This window comes from Flavobacterium sp. GNP001 (assembly GCF_054343775.1).
The window spans coordinates 890,248-910,553 of the sequence record NZ_JBTGUX010000001.1 but is presented as its reverse complement, the minus strand read 5'-3'; the positions used below and the strand labels follow the sequence as shown (position 1 = coordinate 910,553).

Below are 20,306 nucleotides of genomic sequence, written 5' to 3'. Positions count from 1 at the left end.
TAACGTTCCCGCGCAAAAAGCAGTTTAGGACTAAATTAAGCCTAGTACAAAAGTGTTTGTAGCTTGTTGTGCATCGTTTTTGGTTAGTATTTCCACTCGCCTTCATTTTCTGCTTTTTTCTTAATTCCATCGATTAATGATTTCTCATCAATTGTTATTTTTTCCCCTTTTAATTTTTTAAACTCTGTGAATATCTGGTGTAATGCAAAATTATTCCAGTTATTTAATCTGTTTAATGTTATTTTTTTCTTAGCGCTTTTGAATACTATCTTATATCCAATTACACTTCCAGTTTTTGATACACGTTTTCTAATGTGGATATTTACTTTCTTAATTTCAAATTTTTCGATCCAATCATTATCAAAATTGCTACCAGAAATTTTTACGTTTTCATTTTCAAATTCAATTTTGTATACAAACTCTTTTGATTCATCATATGTTATAGATATGAATACAAATAAAAAAAAGAGAATAAATAATATTGACATAATATTAAATTCACCAAAAGAGAATATTGGGATTGATAAAAAAATTATAATGCCAAAAAATTTAATTTTAATATCTTTTTTGCATCTTTCCTTAAATGGAATTTTTTCAGTTTCAAATATTGTTTTTTCCAAAGATATCTTCGTTTTAATATTAAATTGACGCACACTACTCGCATTTGAATAATAAATCACAACTAACTTATTCCTTACTAAAACTCCTGCTTGTCCTTTTTAATAATCAAAAAAGCAAGTAATGAAACGGTTGCTGTAGCAGTCAAATAAAAACCGACGTAAGTTAAATTGTAAGTAGTGGCCAGCCAAATTGCAATCATTGGCGCAAAAGCAGCGCCTAAAATTCCAGCTAAATTAAAGGTTAACGAGGCACCTGTGTAACGCAACTGAGTTGGAAAAAGCTCCGAAAGAAAAGTTCCTAAAGGCCCATAGGTAAATCCCATCAAGGCCATACCCATACAAACAAAAGTAGTTATCAAACTATTTTGTCCCGAGTTTAAGAAAAACGAAAAGAAAAAACCAAAAACAGCGATTAGCGCGGTGGCCAGCATAAGAATTTTTCGGCGTCCAAATCGATCAGCTACCACTGCCGAAACAGGAATACAGAGAGCAAAAAACAAAACCGAAAACAACTGAAGTAACAAAGCATCTCGCTTGCTGTAACCCAAGTCGGATGTGGCCCAACTCAAAGTAAAAACGGTCATTAAATAGAAAACTAAAAAAGTGGTTACCGCCGCTAATGTTCCAAAAATAAGTTGATTTTTATAGGATTTGACAAGGCTGAAAAACGGAATTTTCACAGCCGCTTGCTCCTTTTTTGAATTTTCAAACGAAGGTGTTTCCGTAATTTTGGTCCTAATATAAAAACCTACTAATACCAAAAGAGAACTTGCTATAAATGGAATTCGCCAACCATAACTCATAAAATCTTCGTTGCTCATCGTGTCGGTTAGTATTAAAAAAGTTCCTCCAGAAAGCAATAATCCAATTGGAGCGCCTAATTGCGGAAACATTCCGTACCAAGCTCTTTTATTAGGAGGCGCATTTTCAATAGCAAGCAATACAGCACCACCCCATTCGCCTCCCAAACCTACACCTTGACCAAAACGACATAACATTAACAACAAAGGAGCAGCAATACCAATACTAGTATAGCTTGGTAAAAAACCAATGGCTACCGTTGATATTCCCATGGTTAACAAAGCTGCGACCAAAGTAAACTTACGACCAATTTTATCACCATAATGTCCAAAAAAAGCCGAACCAAGCGGACGCGACAAAAAAGCAATTGAAAAAGTAGCCAATGATTGTAAGGTGGCCAATGTAGCATCCGAACTCGGAAAAAACAGCTGCGGAAACACCAAAACGGCCGCATTAGCAAAAATATAAAAGTCAAAAAACTCTATTGTAGTTCCTATCAAGCTCCCAAAAAGCACATGTTTTACGGTATTTTTTGTTGGTTTGTTGGTCATATTCTTTGTAAAAACGTTAATATTATTAGATAAAAGTGATGCTATTTTTCGAAAGTAACAAATAAAAAATTCCAATAATAAGTGGTATTTTAGCAACATATAAAATTAAATTATGCCAACCGACTGTATCAGCTATCAGCACTCTGGATATTTTTCTGCTTTAATGAATGATTATTTAGATCAAAAACCACAATTATCTGCTCTTTACAACAGGTTTCCAGCTCTCGAAAACTTTGAAGAACAAATAGCTGAAAAACAAAATAATTTTAATCACAGCTCTCGAGCAATACTTGTAGAGGCACTTTTACAACAGTACAATAACTGTGAGACTACTGAAGCTACAAATGCAAACATTAAATCATTAGCCTCAAACAATACTTTTACAATTACAACAGGGCACCAACTAAATTTATTTACAGGTCCGTTGTACTTTTTGTACAAAATAATTTCTACAATTAACTTAACCAAAAAACTTCAAAGTAAATACCCTGAACAGCATTTTGTTCCCGTTTATTGGATGGCTACCGAAGATCACGATTTTGAAGAAATCAATTACTTTAATTTCAAGGGTAAAAAATTCAGATGGAACCAAGAAAGCACGGGACCTGTAGGCCGTTTGAGTACCGAAGGATTAAATGAATTTTTAGAGGTCTATCAATTAGAATTAGGCAGCAGTAGCAATGCAACTGTATTAAAGAAGTTATTTGAAGATGCATACATCAAACACAGCAATCTAGCTGACGCAACGCGTTTTCTGGCAAATGAACTATTTGGAGCCTACGGTTTGGTAATTATTGATGCTGATGCTGCACAATTAAAACGACTTTTTATCCCATACGTAAAACAGGAGTTGCTGCAGCAAAGCGCTTTTGAAAAGGTGACAGCCTCGATTGCTTTGCTTAAAGAGTATACGGTACAAGTAAACCCGAGAGAAATAAACTTGTTTTATATTGAAAACGACCTACGCGAACGCATTCTGTTTGAAAATGGCCTATATAAGGTAAATCATACTAAGCTTTCATTTTCAGAGACTGAAATTTTGGATCTTTTAGAATCAAATACTGAAAAATTCAGTCCCAATGTAATCATGCGTCCGCTATATCAAGAAGTAATTCTGCCTAACCTCTGCTACATTGGCGGCGGCGGAGAAATAGCGTATTGGTTGGAATTAAAATCATATTTCGAAGCTTCTAACATTACCTTTCCAATGCTACTATTGCGTAATTCTGTAGTTTTGGCAAGCGAAAAACAAGCAAAAAAGGCGGATAAATTACAATTATCTTGGACAGATTTATTCAAAAAACAAGCCGATTTAGTTAATCAAAAAACAATTGAATTATCTGAGTTTTCTATCGAATTAACAGACTTAAAAGCGCAGTTACAAACACAATTCAAACAATTGTATGACATAGCTGAGAAGACTGACGAATCTTTTATCGGTGCTCTTAAAGCACAAGAAACCAAACAAATTAAAGGACTTCAGCAACTAGAAAAACGCCTGTTAAAAGCTCAAAAACGTAATTTAAGTGAAATTCTAGAACGTATAAGCGCCATTCAAAATGAATTATTCCCAAACGGAAGTTTGCAAGAAAGACAAACGAACTTCGCAGAGTTTTATCTAGAATACGGCGAAAATCTTATCCCAAACTTGATTCAAAAATTAGATCCATTAGATACTAAATTTGATATCATTGTACTTTAGTGAAATATTACGGGATTGAATGTTATATTTGTAAAAATAATAGATAAAAAAATCCTATTTTTGCACAAAATTTAAAAATTTACACAATGGCTACAAATAGAACATTTACTATGATTAAGCCTGATGCTGTTGCTAACGGACACATCGGAAACATTCTTGCAATGATTACTAATGCAGGATTCAAAATCGTATCTTTAAAATTAACTCAACTTACTGTTGCTGATGCACAAGCATTTTACGCAGTACACGCTGCAAGACCTTTTTACGGTGAATTAGTTGAATTCATGTCAAGAGGACCAATCGTTGCTGCTATCTTAGAGAAAGAAAATGCAGTTGAAGATTTCAGAACTTTAATTGGAGCTACAAATCCAGCAGAAGCTGCTGAAGGAACTATCCGTAAAGCTTACGCAACTTCTATCGGAGAGAATGCAGTACACGGATCTGACAGCGACGAAAATGCTGCTATCGAAGGTGCATTCCACTTTGCAGGAAGAGAGCAATTCTAGTAGTTAAATCTCAGTCTCAGTTTGAGAGTGACAGATTATAATAAAATAGAAATCCCGTTTCAAATTATTGAAACGGGATTTTTTATATACAATCATACTGAAAACTACCTCAACACCACATCTTTCACTACATCTCGCCTTAATTCCTCATTAATCATCGCCACAATTTTAGACTTACCGTGGCTTAACTCCTCTCTCAATACTGATGAAGTGAGCTCAACATACAAGGTACTTCCTTTCAAAACTACATTGTTCGTATAACTATTTACACCATTACCCATCAGGTTTTTCCAAGCATCTTTCACATCAATTTGATCCATACCAGGTTGCAACTTATTGGTTTGAATAATCTGCTTTAGCACATCACCAACCGTGCTTTCATTATTTAACCTTTTTGCCATCTCCTAATAAATTTATCGCTGTTGCTCTTTTATAATGATATTCTCCTCTTTCTTTGTTCAACAAAACCAATTGCTCATTTGTTAAGCCAATAATTTCCTCGCTCCATTTCATATAAGGCGTTACATAATCTAAAAAAACACCATCTGGCGTATAACGCACAGAAACTTTCTCGAAAACATCATTCACTAAAAAAGTACCGTTAAGTTGCGGCATTACTTTTTTGCGAATCCCTTTATTATTCTCAATTTTGAAATAATCATAAACCTCATTCATGCGGTATTCCTTATCGTCGATGGAGTCAAAAACTACTTTCTCTACCTCCCAATATCCATTCAACAAGGCAACATCTTCCTTTTTAATATCTTGTTTGCAACTAGTAATTACCAAAACCAATACGGCAAAAATCAAATACTTTTTCATCTTCAAATTATTTTTTTTAGGAGCTATTTCCTGCTGTCCGCTGTATCTTTTTCTGGCCAACTTCCTGCGTCAGCTTTGGCCAAAAAAAGGATGTCGCTTCCATCAGGGCTAGTCCGTTCTACTCAAATTAAGATTTTTAATTTTCAGTACTCTATCCAAAATGCGGAGTACAAAGAATAAAAAAACCAACAATTGTTTAGCAACATGTTGGTTTAAATCAACCGCTTCATGAAACGATTTCTAAATCAATTAAAACCTACTGTTTTGATTTGATTCGCAACAAAAAACCAGCAACACAACACATAACTCCCACAAGAAGTAATGCATAGTAAAAACTAATCGTTTGATCGCGAACAACATTAGCAAGCACAAAACAAAGCATACTTACCAAATAAAAATACAGAGGCGAAATATTTTTTAAAGAAGAAAAATTCATAGTGCTATTATTTAAAAAAACTATCTACAAACTCATATTTGTTAAAAACCTGCAAATCATTTATACCCTCACCCACTCCAATATATTTAACAGGAATTTGAAACTGATCCGAAATACCAATCACCACACCACCTTTGGCAGTACCGTCTAATTTAGTAACGGCCAAACAACTTACTTCAGTTGCTGCGGTAAATTGTTTTGCTTGTTCAAAGGCATTTTGACCAGTAGAACCATCTAGTACCAAAAGTACATCATGAGGTGCATCAGCTACAACTTTCTGCATCACACGCTTCACTTTTGACAATTCGTTCATCAAGTTAATTTTATTATGTAAACGACCTGCAGTATCAATAATAACAATATCTGCTTGTTGAGCCACTGCTGATTGCAAAGTATCAAAAGCCACAGAAGCAGGATCACTACCCATTTCTTGGCGTACAATAGGCACACCTACGCGATCAGCCCAAATTTGCAGTTGATCAATAGCAGCTGCTCTAAATGTATCTGCAGCACCTAAAACTACTTTGTAACCTTGATTTTTAAACTGATGCGCCAATTTGCCAATGGTAGTCGTTTTACCAACTCCATTAACACCCACCACCATAATTACATACGGCGTGGCATTAGATGGCTTTACAAAACCTGTTGCGTCTTCTGTATTTGTTTCAGATAATAACCCAGCTATTTCATCTCGTAAAATATGATTAAGCTCCGCAGTACCCAGATATTTATCGGCTGCAACTCTCTTTTCAATTCGAGATATAATTTTCAAGGTAGTATTTACTCCTACATCCGAAGCAACCAAAACTTCTTCAAGGTTATCTAAAACCTCATCATCAACTTTTGATTTTCCGGCAACAGCTTTGGTAAGTTTTGAGAAAAAGTTAGTTTTCGATTTTTCAAGTCCTTTATCCAACACCTCTTTAGCTTGTTCGCTAAAATTTGGGTCTTTTTTATCAGATGAAAATATTTTTTTAAAAAAACTCATAATATAAATAATATTAAGAATGAGCGCATTAGAAGTTCTTCGCCCATTCATTTTCGGCACCGTAAATATAGAAAATAAAAAAGCTACTTCCGAGTGAAAGTAGCTTTTCTATATAATGTATTTGTTAATTATTTCTTTTTCAAGAATTCATCAACAGCTTCAGGAGCCATAATAGATTCTACGAATGTATATGCACCTGTTTTTGGAGATTTCACCATTTTGATGGCTTTTGATAATCTCTTAGAAGATGTTTGTAACGATGCTACGGTTTTCTTTGCCATGATTCAAATGTTTTAAAAATTAGAATAAGTGTCTCAAGTATAGTGCTTTACATTTAAAAGGCAGTTCTTGAGATTATTATTAAAATCTCGTGTTATTATTTAATTTCTTTGTGAACAGTTACACGCTTCAAGATTGGATTAAATTTTTTAATCTCTAATCTATCTGGAGTATTTTTCTTGTTCTTAGTAGTGATGTATCTTGAAGTTCCTGCAACACCAGTAGTCTTGTGCTCAGTACATTCTAAAATTACCTGGATTCTATTACCTTTCTTTGCCATCTTGCTATTTTTTTATTTTGGAACAGATTATTTAATAAATCCTTCTGACTGTGCTTTTTTCAAAACAGCAGCGATTCCATTTTTATTAATTGTTTTTATCGTAGATGCAGCTACTCTTAGAGTAATCCATCTATCTTCTTCTGGAAGATAAAAACGCTTTTTAACTAAGTTCACAGAAAATTTTCTCTTAGTTTTGTTCATAGCGTGAGAAACGTTATTTCCTACCATCGCTCTTTTACCTGTAAGGTCACAAACTCTTGACATTATACTTATCTTTTATCGTTATTCAAAATCAGGGTGCAAAGAAAAGAAAAATAAACCTATAAAGCAACATTCTTAACGCACATTTTTTAAAATTTCTTTCTGAAGCAATTCTAAACTTTTTATTACAGCTCTATCTATCACTTTTTCACGGGGTTGGCCAAAATTGTATTCTTCTACAATTATTTCTCTTGGTCCCGCAATTGCAATAAAAACAGTTCCTATTTCAGCATCAGAGTCTCCTTTTGAAGGTCCTGCATTGCCAGTTGTAGCAATTGCAAAATCTACATTTAATTTGGCTTTTGCTTGCTGTGCCATGGCTTCGGCTACTTCTTTACTAACAACAGAGTGTTCCCGTATCAACGCCTCAGGAACTCCCAAAAGATCTACTTTTAGCGCCGTAGCATAGGTAACCACGCCTCCTTTAAAATATTCCGAAGAACCAGCAACGCTCGAAACAAGCTGTGCAATTTTACCACCAGTGCAACTCTCGGCGGTTCCTACACTATATTTTTGTTGAGCTAGCAATCGTCCAACCACAACCTCTATAGTGTCCTCTTCATCAAAACCAACAATGATATCACCTATTAAACCTTGTAAAGTTTTTACATTCTCGGCTAACGCATTTTGCAAAACCTCTTTATCTGTGCCTCTTGCAGTTAATCGTAGTCGTACTCGACCTGGCGCTGGCAAATAGGCTAACTTTATGAATTCTGGTAAATTATCTTCCCAAGCTTCAATGCGTTCCGCTACCAAACTTTCACCTTGCCCATACGTAAGCACAGTTTGATGAATGATATACGGCCGTTCGTACTCACGAACTATTTTGGGTACAATTTCCTGCTCTACCAAATACTTCATTTCATACGGAACCCCCGGAAGCGAGATAAAAACAGTATTCTCTTTCTGCATCCACATTCCTGGCGCAGTCCCTACTTGATTGTGCAAAACCGTACAAGTGGAAGGAACTAATGCTTGATCTTTATTGACTTGCGAGGCAGACCTATTCATTACGCGCTCAATCAAGGCTATTACATGCGCTTCTACAGCCTTATCAACAACTAGATAATCATCAAAATAAGAGCAAAATGTTTTTTTAGTAACATCGTCTTTTGTAGGGCCTAATCCTCCGGTTATAATTACAAAATCTACTTTATTTTGTAAAGCTACGAAAGTGTCTAAAATATGATTTTGATCATCACTAATCGAAAGCATTTCTTGTACTTGAACACCTATTCTATCCAATGCCTTTGCAATAAATCCCGAGTTGGTATCAACAATTTGCCCAATCAAAATTTCATCTCCAATAGTAACTACAGCTGCTTTCATTTATCAAATGTATTTTTTTCTATTCCTAAAAAAAATGCCAGTGTAACATTTGCTTTTTTTACTTAAAAAAATAACAAATATCGCATTGACAAATCCTTAAAGCTGCTTTTGTTTTAAAAAAACATCTTATTTTTATATTTTCATTAATCTATTTCTAAAAAACAAACCTCAATCGAAAAGCTCCCAAAAAAAGTTAATATTCAAGTTTTAAAAACTACAAGTCGAAATCTTTTTTAATTTCTTTAATAGCCTCATTCACTTGATTTTTTACACTTTTGAAAGTTTCTTTAATATCTTTCTTCTTGCCTTCGGTCTTGGTCCAAGCTTCAATTTGCAGAATCTCTTCAAAAGCTACATTCATGCCCAACAAATCCAGAGTAGGTTTGATTTTGTGCGCATAAGCATAAGCATGCTTGTGATCCTTCTTGGTGATTCCTTCTTTAATCTGAACCATATCCATAGGAACTTCAGTTACAAAGAGCGTTAAAATCTCATTAACAAACTCTGCATCGTTATCTGAAAGCGCGTACACTTTCGAAAGGTTGTAATGTATAGCCATTATTTTACTTGTATTCTAAATAGTTGTTTTCCCTCTAAAAATCCTTCTAAAACATCATCCGGTTGCACCGCAGCAACACCTTCCGGAGTTCCTGTAAAAATAATATCACCAATTTTTAATGTGAAGAATTGCGAAACATAAGCAATCAGTTCGTCAATTTTCCACAGCATCAGATCAGAATTTCCCTTTTGTACCGTTTGCGAATTCTTGGTTAACTCAAATGTAAGATTTTCTAGGGAAGAAAATTCACTTTTAGGTAAAAATTCTCCAATAACTGCTGATCCATCAAATGCTTTGGCTTTTTCCCATGGTAAACCCTTTGCTTTTAGTTTATCCTGCAGATCACGTGCGGTAAAATCGATTCCTACACTGATTTCGTTATAATACTTATGAGCAAATTTTGGCTCGATGTACTTCCCAACTTTACTAATTTTTACAATAAGTTCAATTTCGTGATGCACATCATTTGAAAATTCAGGAAGTACAAATGGATGTTGCTTTAGCAATACAGCCGAATCTGGCTTCATAAAAACAACAGGCTCCGTTGGACGTTCGTTTTGCAATTCTTCGATGTGATTGGTATAATTTCTACCGATACAGATTATTTTCATTTCTTACTTAAAAAAATTAATGGTTGAAAGATTCAAAAATTAGCTTAATTTATTATTCAGTTTTCGAAGTTTAATCGCCGTTAAAACTTTCTTGGTATATAACGGAAAGTCGGCATTTTGAATCCAACTAAAATAACCTGGTTCACTTTCAAGTACTTTCTCTACTTTTACTCCTTTGTGTTTCCCGAAGGTGAAAATCTCCTCATCATCTTTATCAAAAGCAATCATACCTGCAAAATCAGCGATCTTTTTACGAGTTGTGAACTCAGACAAAGCCTTCATATCGTTTTCTAATTCTGGATAACGATCCAATTGCGCTTTCAAAATTTCGTAAGTAGCCATGGTATCTGCTTCGGCTGAATGTGCATTTTCGAGTGTTTTACCACAATAAAATTTCAAAGCAGCACTTAAAGTACGTTCCTCCATTTTGTGAAAAACCGTTTGGACATCTACCGAAACTCTGTTTTTCATGTCAAAATCAACGCCAGCACGCAACATTTCTTCTGCTAATAACGGAATATCAAAACGATCTGAATTGAACCCCGCCAAATCACTATCCTTGATCATAGCGTAAACTTGCGCAGCCAAATCTTTAAAAGTGGGCTCATTAGCCACTTTTTCATCCGTAATACCATGCACCGCTGTAGTTTGTGGCGGAATTGGAATAGTTGGATTAACTGACCACGTTTTGCTTTCTTTGTTTCCGTTAGGAAAAACTTTAAATATTGAAATTTCTACAATTCTATCCTTTCCGATATCAATTCCTGTGGTTTCTAGGTCGAAAAAGCAAATTGGTTTATTGAGTTTAAGTTCCATTTTATATGTGTAAGAAGGCAAAGATAGAAATTTGTTATGGAAATTACAGAAAGTTACCAATCAAACTTATGTTGAAAAGCTACAAACAAAAAACCCGATAGCTTGATAGCCATCGGGTTTTTATTTTATTTCAATTTGTGAATTAAAAATCTCTATTCACATCAAATGCTTCTAAATATTCAGCAACTCGTTTTACAAAACTACCTCCAAGTGCTCCGTCTACCACACGATGATCGTATGAATGAGACAAGAACATTTTTTGACGAATACCAATAAAGTCACCTTCAGGCGTTTCGATAACAGCTGGCACTTTACGAATAGCTCCCAAAGCTAGAATCCCAACTTGTGGTTGATTAATAATAGGAGTACCAAAAACACTGCCAAAAGTTCCTACGTTGGTTACGGTATACGTTCCGCCTTGCGTATCATCTGGCTTCAATTTTCCAGCTTTAGCACGATTACCAAGATCGTTTACCGCCTTAGCCATTCCAACTAGGTTTAATTGGTCTGCATTTTTGATAACAGGAACAATTAAATTCCCGTTTGGTAAAGCTGCAGCCATTCCTAAATTGATATTTTTCTTTTTGATGATGTAATCGCCATCAACCGAAATATTCATTCCAGGGAAATCTTTCAATGCTTTGGCAACTGCCTCCATCATAATAGGAGTAAAAGTAAGTTTTTCACCTTCGCGTTTTTCAAAAGCATCTTTTACTTTGTTTCTCCATTTAACGATGTTAGTCACATCTACCTCGATAAAGGATTGCACGTGCGCCGATGTTTGCACAGAAGCTACCATGTATCCAGAAATCAATTTACGCATGCGATCCATCTCTACGATTTCATCACCTCCGTTTACTGATACTGGAGCTGCTTTTTGCGCTACTGCAACAGGTGCCGCAACCGGCGTTGGAGCTGACGCAACCACAGGTTGCGCTACTGGAGCAGCTGTTCTGTTTTTCACATAAGCCAATATATCATTTTTGGTTACTCGACCTTCTTTACCTGTTCCTTGAATAGTTGCTAACTCAGCGACAGAAACGCCTTCTTCTTTAGCTATATTTTTTACCAACGGAGACAAAAATTGCTCTGATGTTGAAAAATCTACCGCAACAGGCGCAGGAGCACTTACACTCTCTTGTACCGCAGCAATTGTTTTTTCAATAACAGCTACTTCTGGTGCTGGGGCACTCGCGGCATCACCATCAGTTTCAATGATTGCAATGGTTTGCCCTACTTGCACTAAATCATCTTTACCAAAAAGTTTTTCTACCAAAACACCCGAAACCTCACTTGGCACTTCACTATCTACCTTATCAGTAGCAATTTCAAGTACTGCCTCGTCCGCTTCGATTTTGTCGCCAACTTCTTTTAACCAGTTTGTAATGGTTGCCTCAGCAACGCTTTCTCCCATTTTCGGAAGTTTTAATTCAAATCTTGCCATATTGTTAACCTAAAAGGTGATATTGATTTTCAGTTTGCGAAATTACTAAAATTTACAAATATAATTTACACTTAATGTAATTTTTTATACTATTTCTATAATCTCACCTCTGCTATTACTATTGTTGCTTCCTATTAAGAAATTAGCGCTTTTAGGTAGAATTTTAAATGTAAATCCTTTATTTCTTGCAGATTCGAGAAACGATATACACTCTTTAAAAGTCATATGTTCCGAATCAAGAATTATTTCTACCCGTTTTTCGCTTTTTTCAGCAAACGAAAATACCATTTTTTCTGAGGTAATATCATGAAAAACGACATTATTTTGTAAAATACTAGCTAGTTTATTGGCTAACAATTTATTTTTTGAAAACAAAATATATCCATCAGGAGCTTGCGTCTGTTGCCATTTGCCTGCAGAAGATCCTTGTAGCATTTTTATAAATGAGAAAAAGGAAATCCCTACTTGCATAAAAAAATGGAACAACAACGATACTTTAAAATGCTTTTGATAAAAAAAAGTCATCGCCTCTTGAAAGCGCTTCATATAAGATGCATCTTTAATCGTGCTTTCTCCCTTATAATGAATAACAATGGTTTCGTGGAAATAAAAATTGCTTTTTCCAGCTAAGAGCGCTCGATACGATAAGTCAATATCATCCGAATACATAAAACAGTTTTCATCAAAACCTTTTAATTCAGTATACAAATCCTTTTTTAAAACCATGAATGCTCCAACCAAAATAGATACTGGACCTGACTCATTTTCATTTAAATGCTGTGCATAATATTTGCCAAAAAGCTGTTTTGACCATTTGTATTGTGGAAAAATGCGATACAAACCCGCAATTTTAGTAAACGCAACCCAAGGCGTTGGCATACCGCGCTTGCTTTCTGGTAAAAAATTACCCGCACCATCAATCAATTTAACGCCTATAATTCCGCAATTATTTTGCCTTTCGGCGAAAGCCAAAACTTTTACAAAAGTATCTTCGGCAACCACCGTATCTGGATTCAAAATACAAACATAGTCTCCTTGAGCAACTGCGACACCTACATTATTACCCTTTGGAAAACCCAAATTTTCATCATTTTGAATGAGTTTTACATCAGGAAAACGTTCTTTCATCATCGACACACTATCATCTGCCGAATTATTATCAACTACAATAATTTCGGCATCAAGATGCAGCAAAGCACTTTGTACGCTAAGCACGCACTGCTCCAAAAAATGGCGCACATTGTAATTAAGAATAACAACTGATAATTGCAAAGGTGATTTTTTTGATTGATTAAGTAACTTTGTTACTCCTATTTATAGCTTGGTTCAAAACTACATTCTTTTCTTCAAATCTAAAAATAAGCTATGACTTCTCTTTCATCAAAGTGCTAATTGGTCAAACCATTAAAAAAATAAAATGAACTATCTATTTACAAGCACACCCCATCGATTGCTACTACTTCGTTGAAATAATGTACTTTTGCCAAAAATAGAGACTCGTGAATTACCTTTCAGTAGAAAACATATCAAAATCCTTTGGAGAACGTACCTTGTTTAAAGACATTTCGTTCGGGATCAATAAAGACCAAAAAATTGCTTTTATAGCCAAAAACGGTTCAGGAAAAACCACAATTATGAGTATTCTTAATGGTTTGGAAGAATCAGATACGGGTCAAGTGGTGCTTCGTAAAGGAATCAAAATGGCTTTTTTGTCGCAAAACAACAATTTACAAGATGAATTGACCATTGAAGAGAGCATTTTTGCATCGGATAACGAAACCTTAAAAGTAATTGAAGCCTACGAAAAAGCATTAGAAAATCCAGAAGACGAAGAAGCTTACCAAAAAGCTTTTGACGGCATGGACCAGCACAACGCTTGGGATTTTGAAACCCAGTACAAGCAGATTTTATTCAAATTGAAGTTAGAAAATTTCAAATTGAAAGTAAAAAACCTTTCGGGAGGTCAGAAAAAAAGATTGTCGCTTGCCATTATTTTGATCAATCGTCCGGATTTATTAATTCTTGACGAACCTACCAACCATTTGGATTTAGAGATGATTGAATGGTTAGAAAGCTATTTTGCAAAAGAAAATATTACGCTGTTTATGGTTACGCACGACCGTTTTTTCTTAGAGCGTGTGTGTAATGAAATTATTGAATTAGACAACGGAAAATTATACCAATATAAAGGCAACTACTCCTATTACTTAGAGAAAAAAGAAGAACGTATTGCCTCTGAAAACTCGAGTGTCGATAAAGCGCTAAATCTTTTTGTAAAGGAATTAGAGTGGATGCGCCGTCAACCAAAAGCGCGAACCACCAAATCAAAATCCAGACAAGATGATTTTTATGTAATTAAGGAAAAAGCACAAAGCAGACGCCGCGAGAACAAAGTGGAGCTTGAAATCAACATGGAACGCATGGGAAGCAAAATTATTGAGCTTCACAAAATTTCAAAAAAATTCAAGGACCATGTCATCATGGATAATTTTAGTTTTGATTTTCAGCGTGGCGAACGCATAGGAATCATTGGTAAAAACGGAACAGGTAAATCGACTTTCTTAAATCTCTTGACAGGAACTTTGCCACTGGATTCTGGAAAAGTGGTAGTTGGCGAAACCATTAAAGTTGGGTATTACACACAAAGCGGAATCAATCCTAAACCGGGTCAGCGAGTTATTGATGTGATCAAGGAATACGGAGAATTTATTCCGTTGATGAAAGGAAAGTTAATTTCGGCATCGCAATTATTGGAACGATTTTTATTTGATGCTAAAAAGCAATACGATTTTGTAGACCGATTGAGTGGTGGCGAATTGAAGCGTTTGTATTTGTGTACTGTTTTGATTCAGAATCCAAACTTCTTGATTCTTGATGAGCCTACAAATGACTTGGATATTGTAACACTAAACGTTTTAGAAAGTTTTTTGCTTGATTATCCGGGTTGTCTTTTAGTAGTTTCGCACGATAGGTATTTCATGGATAAAATTGTAGATCACTTGTTCATTTTTAGAGGTGACGGTGTGGTTGAAGATTTTCCGGGTAACTATTCTGATTTCAGAGCTTACGAAGACAGTGCTGATGTGGCTCAAAAAGAGGAAAACAAAGCAGAAAAGAAAGATTGGAAACAAAACAATCCTACTGGAAATTTGACCTTTAACGAACAAAAAGAATTTCAGAAAATAGAGCGCGAAATCAAAGATTTAGAAGTAGAAAAAGCCAAAATTGAGCAGCTTTTTGCAGACGGAAAAGTAGCTGATGCGGATATTGAAAAAAAAGCCAAAGAGCTAGAAACGATAATTGCTAAGATTGAACTTAAAGAAGAGCGCTGGTTTGAATTGAGTGCTAAAATTGAGGGTTAGAAGCCAGTCGCAGTTGGCAGTCGCAGTTGACAGTCACGGTTCATATTAAATACAATTAGCACAGAATAGCGAAAGCATAAAATTTAAAAACCCACAATAAATTTTGATTTTATTGTGGGTTTTTTGAAATTAGATAACTACTACAATTGAATAAAAAAAGTAAACCAAATGACCCTAATTGACAAAATAGCATGGATATTCATTGAAAATCGTCGTATCCTTTCAACCAAAAGCTTTGGTAAAGACAAATATTATCTGCCGGGAGGAAAACGAGAAGGAAACGAAACGGATCAGCAAACCTTGGTTCGGGAAATTAAAGAAGAATTAAATGTGGCAATCAACCAACAAAGTATTAATTATTTTGGCACTTTTAAAGCCCAAGCACATGGACATGCTCCTAACACAATAGTACAAATGACTTGCTACAAAGCAACATATACTGGCACTCTTGAAGCACGCTCCGAGATTGAAGAAATAAAATGGCTGCAGTATTGTGATCGAGAAAATATTTCTGCTGTCGATCAAATCATTTTTGAAGAATTAAAAGCCAGAAACGAAATCGACTAAACTTGTCAAAAATTAATGCAAAATGCGAGTAAACTAAAATTGGCTATGTATCTTCGCATTGATTTTATTTCAATTTTGTTTACAACTACTATGCTTTTTCAAATACATGCTTACTTGCGCTTTTTATGGCATTCAAAGAACGAACATGCTGTACACTCGCCATTTGTTTTTAATTTGCTCACCAAATGTTTTTACGATACTAAAAATCGTGCTGCCTACGATGTTTTTAAAAAGTACCGTCAGCAACAATTAAGCAATAAAAACACGCTACAGATCACCGATTTTGGTGCTGGATCTCGTGTATTTTCCTCCAATAATCGAGTAATTAGCAAGATTGCCAAAACAGCGGGAATCAGTCAAAAAAGAGGTAAATTATTAGTCCGACTTGTCGAATATTTCGATACAAAAACAATTTTAGAACTCGGAACTTCTCTCGGAATTGCTACCTCAGCAATGCATATTGGTACTAATAAAAACAATGAAATCACAAAAATAATTTCACTCGAAGGTTGCCCTGAAACAGCTAATTACGCTCGTACACAATTACAAGAATCTGAGTTCAAAAACATAGAAGTTGTTACAACAGAGTTCAGCGATTATTTTAAACAATTGCAACCACAAAACTTCGATTTTATTTATTTTGATGGCAATCATTCTGAAAAAGCAACCTTAGAATATTTTGAACTTTTATTACCTACAGCACACAATGACAGCGTTTGGATTTTTGATGACATCCACTGGTCTAAAGGAATGGAGCAAGCTTGGGAGCAAATCAAGAAACATCCGAAAGTATCTGTCACCATAGATACTTTTCAATGGGGATTTGTTTTTTTTAGAAGAGAACAACCGAAAGAGCATTTTATAATTCGAGCATAAAAAAAATGACAGCCCTTACGGACTGCCATCTTCAACTTGTATTAGTAACCAAATCGTTTTTGTTGCTTATTGTTTTGCTCTTTGCATTTCACCTGATTTGGCTCCCATTCTATTTAAAGTATACATTGGCGCAAACTTCAATTTCAAACCTGCTATTTTACGGTTATCATCACTTGACAAACCTTCTTTTTCAACGGTATTTTTGCGACTATCTAATGCTTCATACATCAATTTAATTTCATCCCAATCCTCGCGAGAATAACTATCCTTATTTTTTTGAACTGCATCAACAAACTGCTGGTAAACAGCCAAAGCGTTTGTTTTATTAACCCAGCTAAAGTTCATGTCCTCTCCTACTCTTCCTTCACCAAAAAGTGTATTTCTTATTTTTTGCTGTGGACTTGCTGCCTGTTCAACCAAAGCAGCAGCTTTTTGAGCGGCAATCTTAGTTTTTATAGTTTCGTATTTAGCTCTACTAGCTTCAATTCGCGCCTTAGCCTCACCATTTTCACCTAAATCAGCCATAGATTGGTCAAGATTTGCCATACGAGTTTGGTAATCAGCCTCGATAGCTTCCCAGTTTTTTTCTACCTCGTTACCTGCCACATTTTCAAGCGAGTCTACATACATTACATAACTCTCTACTTCTTTTTCTGCAGCAGTTTGCTTTTCATTTTTACAAGCCGAAACGCTTAACGCAAGTACTGCTAATCCTAAACTTAATTTTAAAGTTTTCATATTATTTTGGTTTATTTGTTAATGATAGGGTAAAAGTAGAACACAATATCTCCACAGCAATACAAATCAAATAATTATACAATAGAATCCTAAAATTCTACAAATCAAACCGTAAAGACTTTTAAAAAACTGAAAATCAATTTTAAATTGCATACTTTTCGCAAGTTGAAACTATCAAAGGTGTAAATCCTCAATATTTCGCAAAAACCTTGTTTAATACGTGTAACAAATCACAAAATGAGCTACTAACCCGATAATCAAAAGTTTTTGTACTTTGAAAAAAGCAAACTTAAATACCGCCGAAGTTCCGACTAAGGTTTAAATCATACACTGCAATGGCAAACCCGTTAATTAAAATAAGTGATATTAAAAGAAACTTTGTACTAGGCAATGAAATCGTGTACGTACTTAAAGGAATCGATTTAGAAATTAACAAAGGAGAATATGTAGCCCTAATGGGACCATCGGGATCAGGAAAATCGACCTTGATGAACTTACTAGGCTGTCTTGACACACCAACATCAGGAAGTTACATCCTAAACAGTAAAGACGTTAGTAAAATGCGTGATGACGAATTAGCCGAAATTCGAAACAAAGAAATCGGATTCGTTTTTCAAACATTCAACTTATTGCCAAGAACAACTGCACTTGACAATGTGGCCTTGCCAATGATTTATGCTGGCTATTCAAAATCAGAACGCAGTAAAAGAGCTACTGAAGTTTTACAGCAGGTAAATTTATCTGACAGAATGGATCACCAACCCAATCAGCTTTCTGGAGGGCAGCGTCAGCGTGTAGCCATTGCTAGAGCTCTGGTTAACAAACCCTCAATCATCCTAGCCGATGAGCCAACCGGAAACTTAGATAGTAAGACATCTGTTGAAATTATGAAGTTATTTGGCGACATTCACGCCCAAGGCAACACCGTAATTTTAGTAACACACGAAGAAGAAATTGCCGCCTACGCCAACCGTGTCATCAGACTTAGAGATGGTGTAATTGAAAGCGACACCTCAAAATAATTTTTTCAGGAGCTAATCCGGCTATACGCTACAATCTTTTGTAGAACCTCACAGCCTTTTGAGGGCTGTAAGGTTCTACAAAAGGATTTCCGCTGCTATCCGGGCTAGGAAATCCCACCGCTAATCACGTATAGCATTACCATTAAAAATCCTAAAAAATGAAAATCGCACTACTAACTTGCGAAAAACTGCCCCTATTAAATCCCGAAGACCAACCGTTAATTCCTGCTTTAGCGGAAAATGGTATTACAGCAATTCCTGCAATTTGGAGCGATAAAACAATCGATTGGACTGTATTTGATTATCTGATCTTCCGCAACACTTGGGATTATTTCGAAAAAGAAACTGAATTCAGAGCCTGGCTCGACCAAATCGAAAAATTAGGTATTAAAACCCTAAATCCAATTGAGTTGGTCAAACAAAATATTCATAAGTTTTACCTGCGTGATTTGGAGCAACAAGGAGTAATTATTTTACCCACTGTATTTATCGATCGTACTACTAAACTGGATTTGGCGGCTCTGCTTCCTGCCTCTTGGAAACAAGCCGTAATAAAACCCGCTTTTTCAGCAGGATCGTATTTAACGACGGTATTTAATACAGCAGATGCCAATAGCATCAACGAAGAGTATAGCAAAATTGCAGCACAAAAAGAGCTTTTATTACAAGAGTTTCGCCCAGAGATTCAAACCATAGGCGAAACGTCATTTATTTTTTTCAACAAACAATTTTCACATGCCGTAAACAAAAAACCTGTTGACGGCGACTTCAGAGTGCAAACGCTGTTTGGAGGTAAATACAATTTGGTAAACCCATCAGAACATTTAATTGCAAGCGCTCAAAAAATCATCGCAAATTTTCCAGATCCACTGCTTTACGCCCGCGTTGATGGCATCATCATCAACGACCAATTGCAGTTGATGGAGGTTGAATGCATTGAACCCGATTTGTATTTTAACTTAAGTACTACTGCATTGAGTCAGTTTGTTGCTGCAATAGTAAAATTAATAGCCTAAATTTGTCTTTTCAACATATCAATAGCATTTTACATGAAAGTATATACTAAAACGGGCGACAAAGGAACTACTTCATTATTTGGAGGTACCAGAGTTCCTAAAGATCACGCACGTATTGAAAGCTACGGAACGGTAGACGAATTAAACTCTTACATCGGACTCATCAGAGACCAAGAAATAAACACTAGCTACAAAGCTATTTTAATTGAGGTACAAGACCGACTTTTTACAGTAGGTGCAATTTTAGCCACGCCACCTGAAAAAGAGGTTAAAAAAAATGGCGAATTGCGTTTGCAAAATTTAGGAATTGTACCCACTGATATTGAATTACTCGAAAACGAAATCGATCAAATGGAAGAATCTCTTCCGCCAATGACCCACTTTGTTTTACCAGGCGGACATACTACCGTGTCATATTGTCATATCGCACGCTGCGTTTGCCGCAGAGCAGAGCGCTTAGCAGTGCATTTAAGTCATAATGAACCTGTTCCTGAAATTGCAATTACGTATTTAAACCGACTTTCTGACTACCTTTTTGTGCTGGCACGAAAGTTGTCCCATGACCTACAAGCGGATGAAGTAAAATGGATTCCGAGAAAGTAGAAGTCAGTGAGCAGTGTACTACAGTCTCAGTTTGCAGTTTGCAGTTTGCAGTTTTATCTTGATCATGAAAAACTGATCACTTAAGACCGAACACTTAAGACCGAACACTGAAAACTG

Annotated in this window: 23 protein-coding genes; 8 read left to right on the top strand and 15 right to left on the bottom strand. The window is 35.6% G+C overall.

Translation table 11 applies throughout. The features are described from left to right. Positions 1-83 precede the first annotated feature (83 nt). Both ACXX8U_RS03850 and ACXX8U_RS03845 read right to left on the bottom strand, forming a co-directional pair. Entirely contained in the window at positions 84-620 is a 537-nt protein-coding gene (locus ACXX8U_RS03850; protein ID WP_458564686.1) for a hypothetical protein, read from the bottom strand. 77 nt (positions 621-697) lie between these two features. Beyond that, a complete protein-coding gene (locus ACXX8U_RS03845; RefSeq protein ID WP_458564685.1) occupies positions 698-1,972 on the bottom strand; it encodes an MFS transporter in 1,275 nt (424 codons plus the stop codon). A 112-nt stretch (positions 1,973-2,084) separates the two neighbouring features. On the opposite strand from ACXX8U_RS03845, the gene bshC reads away from it, so the two are divergent. Further along, entirely contained in the window at positions 2,085-3,674 is a 1,590-nt protein-coding gene (bshC, locus tag ACXX8U_RS03840; protein ID WP_458564684.1) for a bacillithiol biosynthesis cysteine-adding enzyme BshC, read from the top strand. Positions 3,675-3,760: 86 nt separating this feature from the next. After that, positions 3,761-4,180 (top strand): nucleoside-diphosphate kinase, encoded by a 420-nt coding sequence (locus ACXX8U_RS03835; protein ID WP_166134949.1) that lies wholly within the window; start codon positions 3,761-3,763, stop codon positions 4,178-4,180. A 104-nt stretch (positions 4,181-4,284) separates the two neighbouring features. On the opposite strand, the gene ACXX8U_RS03830 is transcribed toward ACXX8U_RS03835, so the two are convergent. The 12 genes from ACXX8U_RS03830 to ACXX8U_RS03775 form a co-directional block, all read right to left on the bottom strand. Beyond that, the gene (locus ACXX8U_RS03830; protein WP_166134946.1) at positions 4,285-4,581 is read right to left on the bottom strand and encodes a DciA family protein; all 297 of its coding nucleotides are present in this window, start codon (positions 4,579-4,581) and stop codon (positions 4,285-4,287) included. Next, a complete protein-coding gene (locus ACXX8U_RS03825; RefSeq protein WP_458564683.1) occupies positions 4,562-5,002 on the bottom strand; it encodes a hypothetical protein in 441 nt (146 codons plus the stop codon). The genes ACXX8U_RS03830 and ACXX8U_RS03825 overlap by 20 nt, the downstream gene beginning before the upstream one ends. Positions 5,003-5,445: 443 nt before the next feature. Continuing rightward, positions 5,446-6,426 carry a signal recognition particle-docking protein FtsY gene (ftsY, locus tag ACXX8U_RS03820; RefSeq protein ID WP_236363259.1) on the bottom strand — a complete coding sequence of 327 codons (981 nt, stop codon included), beginning with the start codon at positions 6,424-6,426 and terminating at the stop codon, positions 5,446-5,448. Between the two features lie 128 nt (positions 6,427-6,554). Further along, positions 6,555-6,707 (bottom strand): DUF4295 domain-containing protein, encoded by a 153-nt coding sequence (locus ACXX8U_RS03815; protein WP_073370281.1) that lies wholly within the window; start codon positions 6,705-6,707, stop codon positions 6,555-6,557. A 95-nt stretch (positions 6,708-6,802) separates the two neighbouring features. Next, positions 6,803-6,985: a 50S ribosomal protein L33 gene (rpmG, locus tag ACXX8U_RS03810; RefSeq protein WP_007805817.1), complete on the bottom strand. Its 183-nt coding sequence runs from the start codon at positions 6,983-6,985 to the stop codon at positions 6,803-6,805. Positions 6,986-7,012: 27 nt separating this feature from the next. Further along, positions 7,013-7,249 carry a 50S ribosomal protein L28 gene (rpmB, locus tag ACXX8U_RS03805; RefSeq protein WP_024980263.1) on the bottom strand — a complete coding sequence of 79 codons (237 nt, stop codon included), beginning with the start codon at positions 7,247-7,249 and terminating at the stop codon, positions 7,013-7,015. Positions 7,250-7,321: 72 nt separating this feature from the next. After that, a complete protein-coding gene (locus ACXX8U_RS03800; protein WP_458564682.1) occupies positions 7,322-8,575 on the bottom strand; it encodes a CinA family nicotinamide mononucleotide deamidase-related protein in 1,254 nt (417 codons plus the stop codon). Between the two features lie 214 nt (positions 8,576-8,789). Continuing rightward, entirely contained in the window at positions 8,790-9,134 is a 345-nt protein-coding gene (locus ACXX8U_RS03795; protein WP_458564681.1) for an Hpt domain-containing protein, read from the bottom strand. Further along, positions 9,134-9,745, bottom strand: a complete 612-nt coding sequence (locus ACXX8U_RS03790; protein ID WP_458564680.1) for a fumarylacetoacetate hydrolase family protein — start codon at positions 9,743-9,745, stop codon at positions 9,134-9,136. Before ACXX8U_RS03790 ends, ACXX8U_RS03795 begins: the two co-directional genes overlap by 1 nt. 39 nt (positions 9,746-9,784) lie before the next feature. Continuing rightward, complete coding sequence (locus tag ACXX8U_RS03785; RefSeq protein ID WP_458564679.1) at positions 9,785-10,561, bottom strand: exonuclease domain-containing protein; 777 nt, start codon at positions 10,559-10,561, stop codon at positions 9,785-9,787. Positions 10,562-10,703: 142 nt separating this feature from the next. Further along, positions 10,704-12,005 (bottom strand): dihydrolipoamide acetyltransferase family protein, encoded by a 1,302-nt coding sequence (locus tag ACXX8U_RS03780; protein ID WP_458564678.1) that lies wholly within the window; start codon positions 12,003-12,005, stop codon positions 10,704-10,706. A gap of 84 nt (positions 12,006-12,089) precedes the next feature. Then, on the bottom strand, positions 12,090-13,277 hold the full coding sequence (locus tag ACXX8U_RS03775) for a glycosyltransferase family 2 protein (protein ID WP_458564677.1): 1,188 nt from the start codon (positions 13,275-13,277) through the stop codon (positions 12,090-12,092). A 227-nt stretch (positions 13,278-13,504) separates the two neighbouring features. On the opposite strand from ACXX8U_RS03775, the gene ACXX8U_RS03770 reads away from it, so the two are divergent. The 3 genes from ACXX8U_RS03770 (at position 13,505) to ACXX8U_RS03760 (ending at position 16,810) form a co-directional block, all read left to right on the top strand. Continuing rightward, positions 13,505-15,367, top strand: coding sequence for an ABC-F family ATP-binding cassette domain-containing protein (locus ACXX8U_RS03770; RefSeq protein ID WP_458564676.1), 1,863 nt, complete (start codon positions 13,505-13,507; stop codon positions 15,365-15,367). 168 nt (positions 15,368-15,535) lie between these two features. Continuing rightward, positions 15,536-15,934: an NUDIX hydrolase gene (locus ACXX8U_RS03765; RefSeq protein ID WP_458564675.1), complete on the top strand. Its 399-nt coding sequence runs from the start codon at positions 15,536-15,538 to the stop codon at positions 15,932-15,934. 90 nt (positions 15,935-16,024) lie between these two features. Continuing rightward, positions 16,025-16,810 (top strand): O-methyltransferase, encoded by a 786-nt coding sequence (locus ACXX8U_RS03760; protein ID WP_458566381.1) that lies wholly within the window; start codon positions 16,025-16,027, stop codon positions 16,808-16,810. Between the two features lie 66 nt (positions 16,811-16,876). On the opposite strand, the gene ACXX8U_RS03755 is transcribed toward ACXX8U_RS03760, so the two are convergent. Further along, complete coding sequence (locus ACXX8U_RS03755) at positions 16,877-17,548, bottom strand: DUF6565 domain-containing protein (protein WP_458564674.1); 672 nt, start codon at positions 17,546-17,548, stop codon at positions 16,877-16,879. Positions 17,549-17,883: 335 nt separating this feature from the next. Here ACXX8U_RS03755 and ACXX8U_RS03750 point away from each other — a divergent pair, with 335 nt between their 5' ends. The 3 genes from ACXX8U_RS03750 (at position 17,884) to ACXX8U_RS03740 (ending at position 20,189) form a co-directional block, all read left to right on the top strand. Further along, entirely contained in the window at positions 17,884-18,570 is a 687-nt protein-coding gene (locus ACXX8U_RS03750) for an ABC transporter ATP-binding protein (protein ID WP_458564673.1), read from the top strand. A 158-nt stretch (positions 18,571-18,728) separates the two neighbouring features. Then, entirely contained in the window at positions 18,729-19,586 is an 858-nt protein-coding gene (locus ACXX8U_RS03745; RefSeq protein ID WP_458564672.1) for an ATP-grasp domain-containing protein, read from the top strand. A gap of 33 nt (positions 19,587-19,619) precedes the next feature. Beyond that, positions 19,620-20,189, top strand: coding sequence for a cob(I)yrinic acid a,c-diamide adenosyltransferase (locus tag ACXX8U_RS03740; RefSeq protein WP_458564671.1), 570 nt, complete (start codon positions 19,620-19,622; stop codon positions 20,187-20,189). The last annotated feature ends 117 nt before the right edge of the window (positions 20,190-20,306 follow it).

What these genes read in the sequence shown, in the direction of transcription:
- ftsY (WP_236363259.1), bottom strand. Translation starts at nt 6,426, where the DNA reads ATGAGTTTTTTTAAAAAAATATTTTCATCTGATAAAAAAGACCCAAAT.
- bshC (WP_458564684.1), top strand. Translation starts at nt 2,085, where the DNA reads ATGCCAACCGACTGTATCAGCTATCAGCACTCTGGATATTTTTCTGCT.
- ACXX8U_RS03765 (WP_458564675.1), top strand. Translation starts at nt 15,536, where the DNA reads ATGACCCTAATTGACAAAATAGCATGGATATTCATTGAAAATCGTCGT.
- ACXX8U_RS03835 (WP_166134949.1), top strand. Translation starts at nt 3,761, where the DNA reads ATGGCTACAAATAGAACATTTACTATGATTAAGCCTGATGCTGTTGCT.
- ACXX8U_RS03795 (WP_458564681.1), bottom strand. Translation starts at nt 9,134, where the DNA reads ATGGCTATACATTACAACCTTTCGAAAGTGTACGCGCTTTCAGATAAC.
- ACXX8U_RS03790 (WP_458564680.1), bottom strand. Translation starts at nt 9,745, where the DNA reads ATGAAAATAATCTGTATCGGTAGAAATTATACCAATCACATCGAAGAA.
- ACXX8U_RS03800 (WP_458564682.1), bottom strand. Translation starts at nt 8,575, where the DNA reads ATGAAAGCAGCTGTAGTTACTATTGGAGATGAAATTTTGATTGGGCAA.
- ACXX8U_RS03785 (WP_458564679.1), bottom strand. Translation starts at nt 10,561, where the DNA reads ATGGAACTTAAACTCAATAAACCAATTTGCTTTTTCGACCTAGAAACC.
- ACXX8U_RS03780 (WP_458564678.1), bottom strand. Translation starts at nt 12,005, where the DNA reads ATGGCAAGATTTGAATTAAAACTTCCGAAAATGGGAGAAAGCGTTGCT.
- ACXX8U_RS03750 (WP_458564673.1), top strand. Translation starts at nt 17,884, where the DNA reads ATGGCAAACCCGTTAATTAAAATAAGTGATATTAAAAGAAACTTTGTA.
- ACXX8U_RS03815 (WP_073370281.1), bottom strand. Translation starts at nt 6,707, where the DNA reads ATGGCAAAGAAAACCGTAGCATCGTTACAAACATCTTCTAAGAGATTA.
- ACXX8U_RS03760 (WP_458566381.1), top strand. Translation starts at nt 16,025, where the DNA reads ATGCTTTTTCAAATACATGCTTACTTGCGCTTTTTATGGCATTCAAAG.
- rpmG (WP_007805817.1), bottom strand. Translation starts at nt 6,985, where the DNA reads ATGGCAAAGAAAGGTAATAGAATCCAGGTAATTTTAGAATGTACTGAG.
- ACXX8U_RS03825 (WP_458564683.1), bottom strand. Translation starts at nt 5,002, where the DNA reads ATGAAAAAGTATTTGATTTTTGCCGTATTGGTTTTGGTAATTACTAGT.
- ACXX8U_RS03745 (WP_458564672.1), top strand. Translation starts at nt 18,729, where the DNA reads ATGAAAATCGCACTACTAACTTGCGAAAAACTGCCCCTATTAAATCCC.
- ACXX8U_RS03755 (WP_458564674.1), bottom strand. Translation starts at nt 17,548, where the DNA reads ATGAAAACTTTAAAATTAAGTTTAGGATTAGCAGTACTTGCGTTAAGC.
- ACXX8U_RS03830 (WP_166134946.1), bottom strand. Translation starts at nt 4,581, where the DNA reads ATGGCAAAAAGGTTAAATAATGAAAGCACGGTTGGTGATGTGCTAAAG.
- rpmB (WP_024980263.1), bottom strand. Translation starts at nt 7,249, where the DNA reads ATGTCAAGAGTTTGTGACCTTACAGGTAAAAGAGCGATGGTAGGAAAT.
- ACXX8U_RS03845 (WP_458564685.1), bottom strand. Translation starts at nt 1,972, where the DNA reads ATGACCAACAAACCAACAAAAAATACCGTAAAACATGTGCTTTTTGGG.
- ACXX8U_RS03740 (WP_458564671.1), top strand. Translation starts at nt 19,620, where the DNA reads ATGAAAGTATATACTAAAACGGGCGACAAAGGAACTACTTCATTATTT.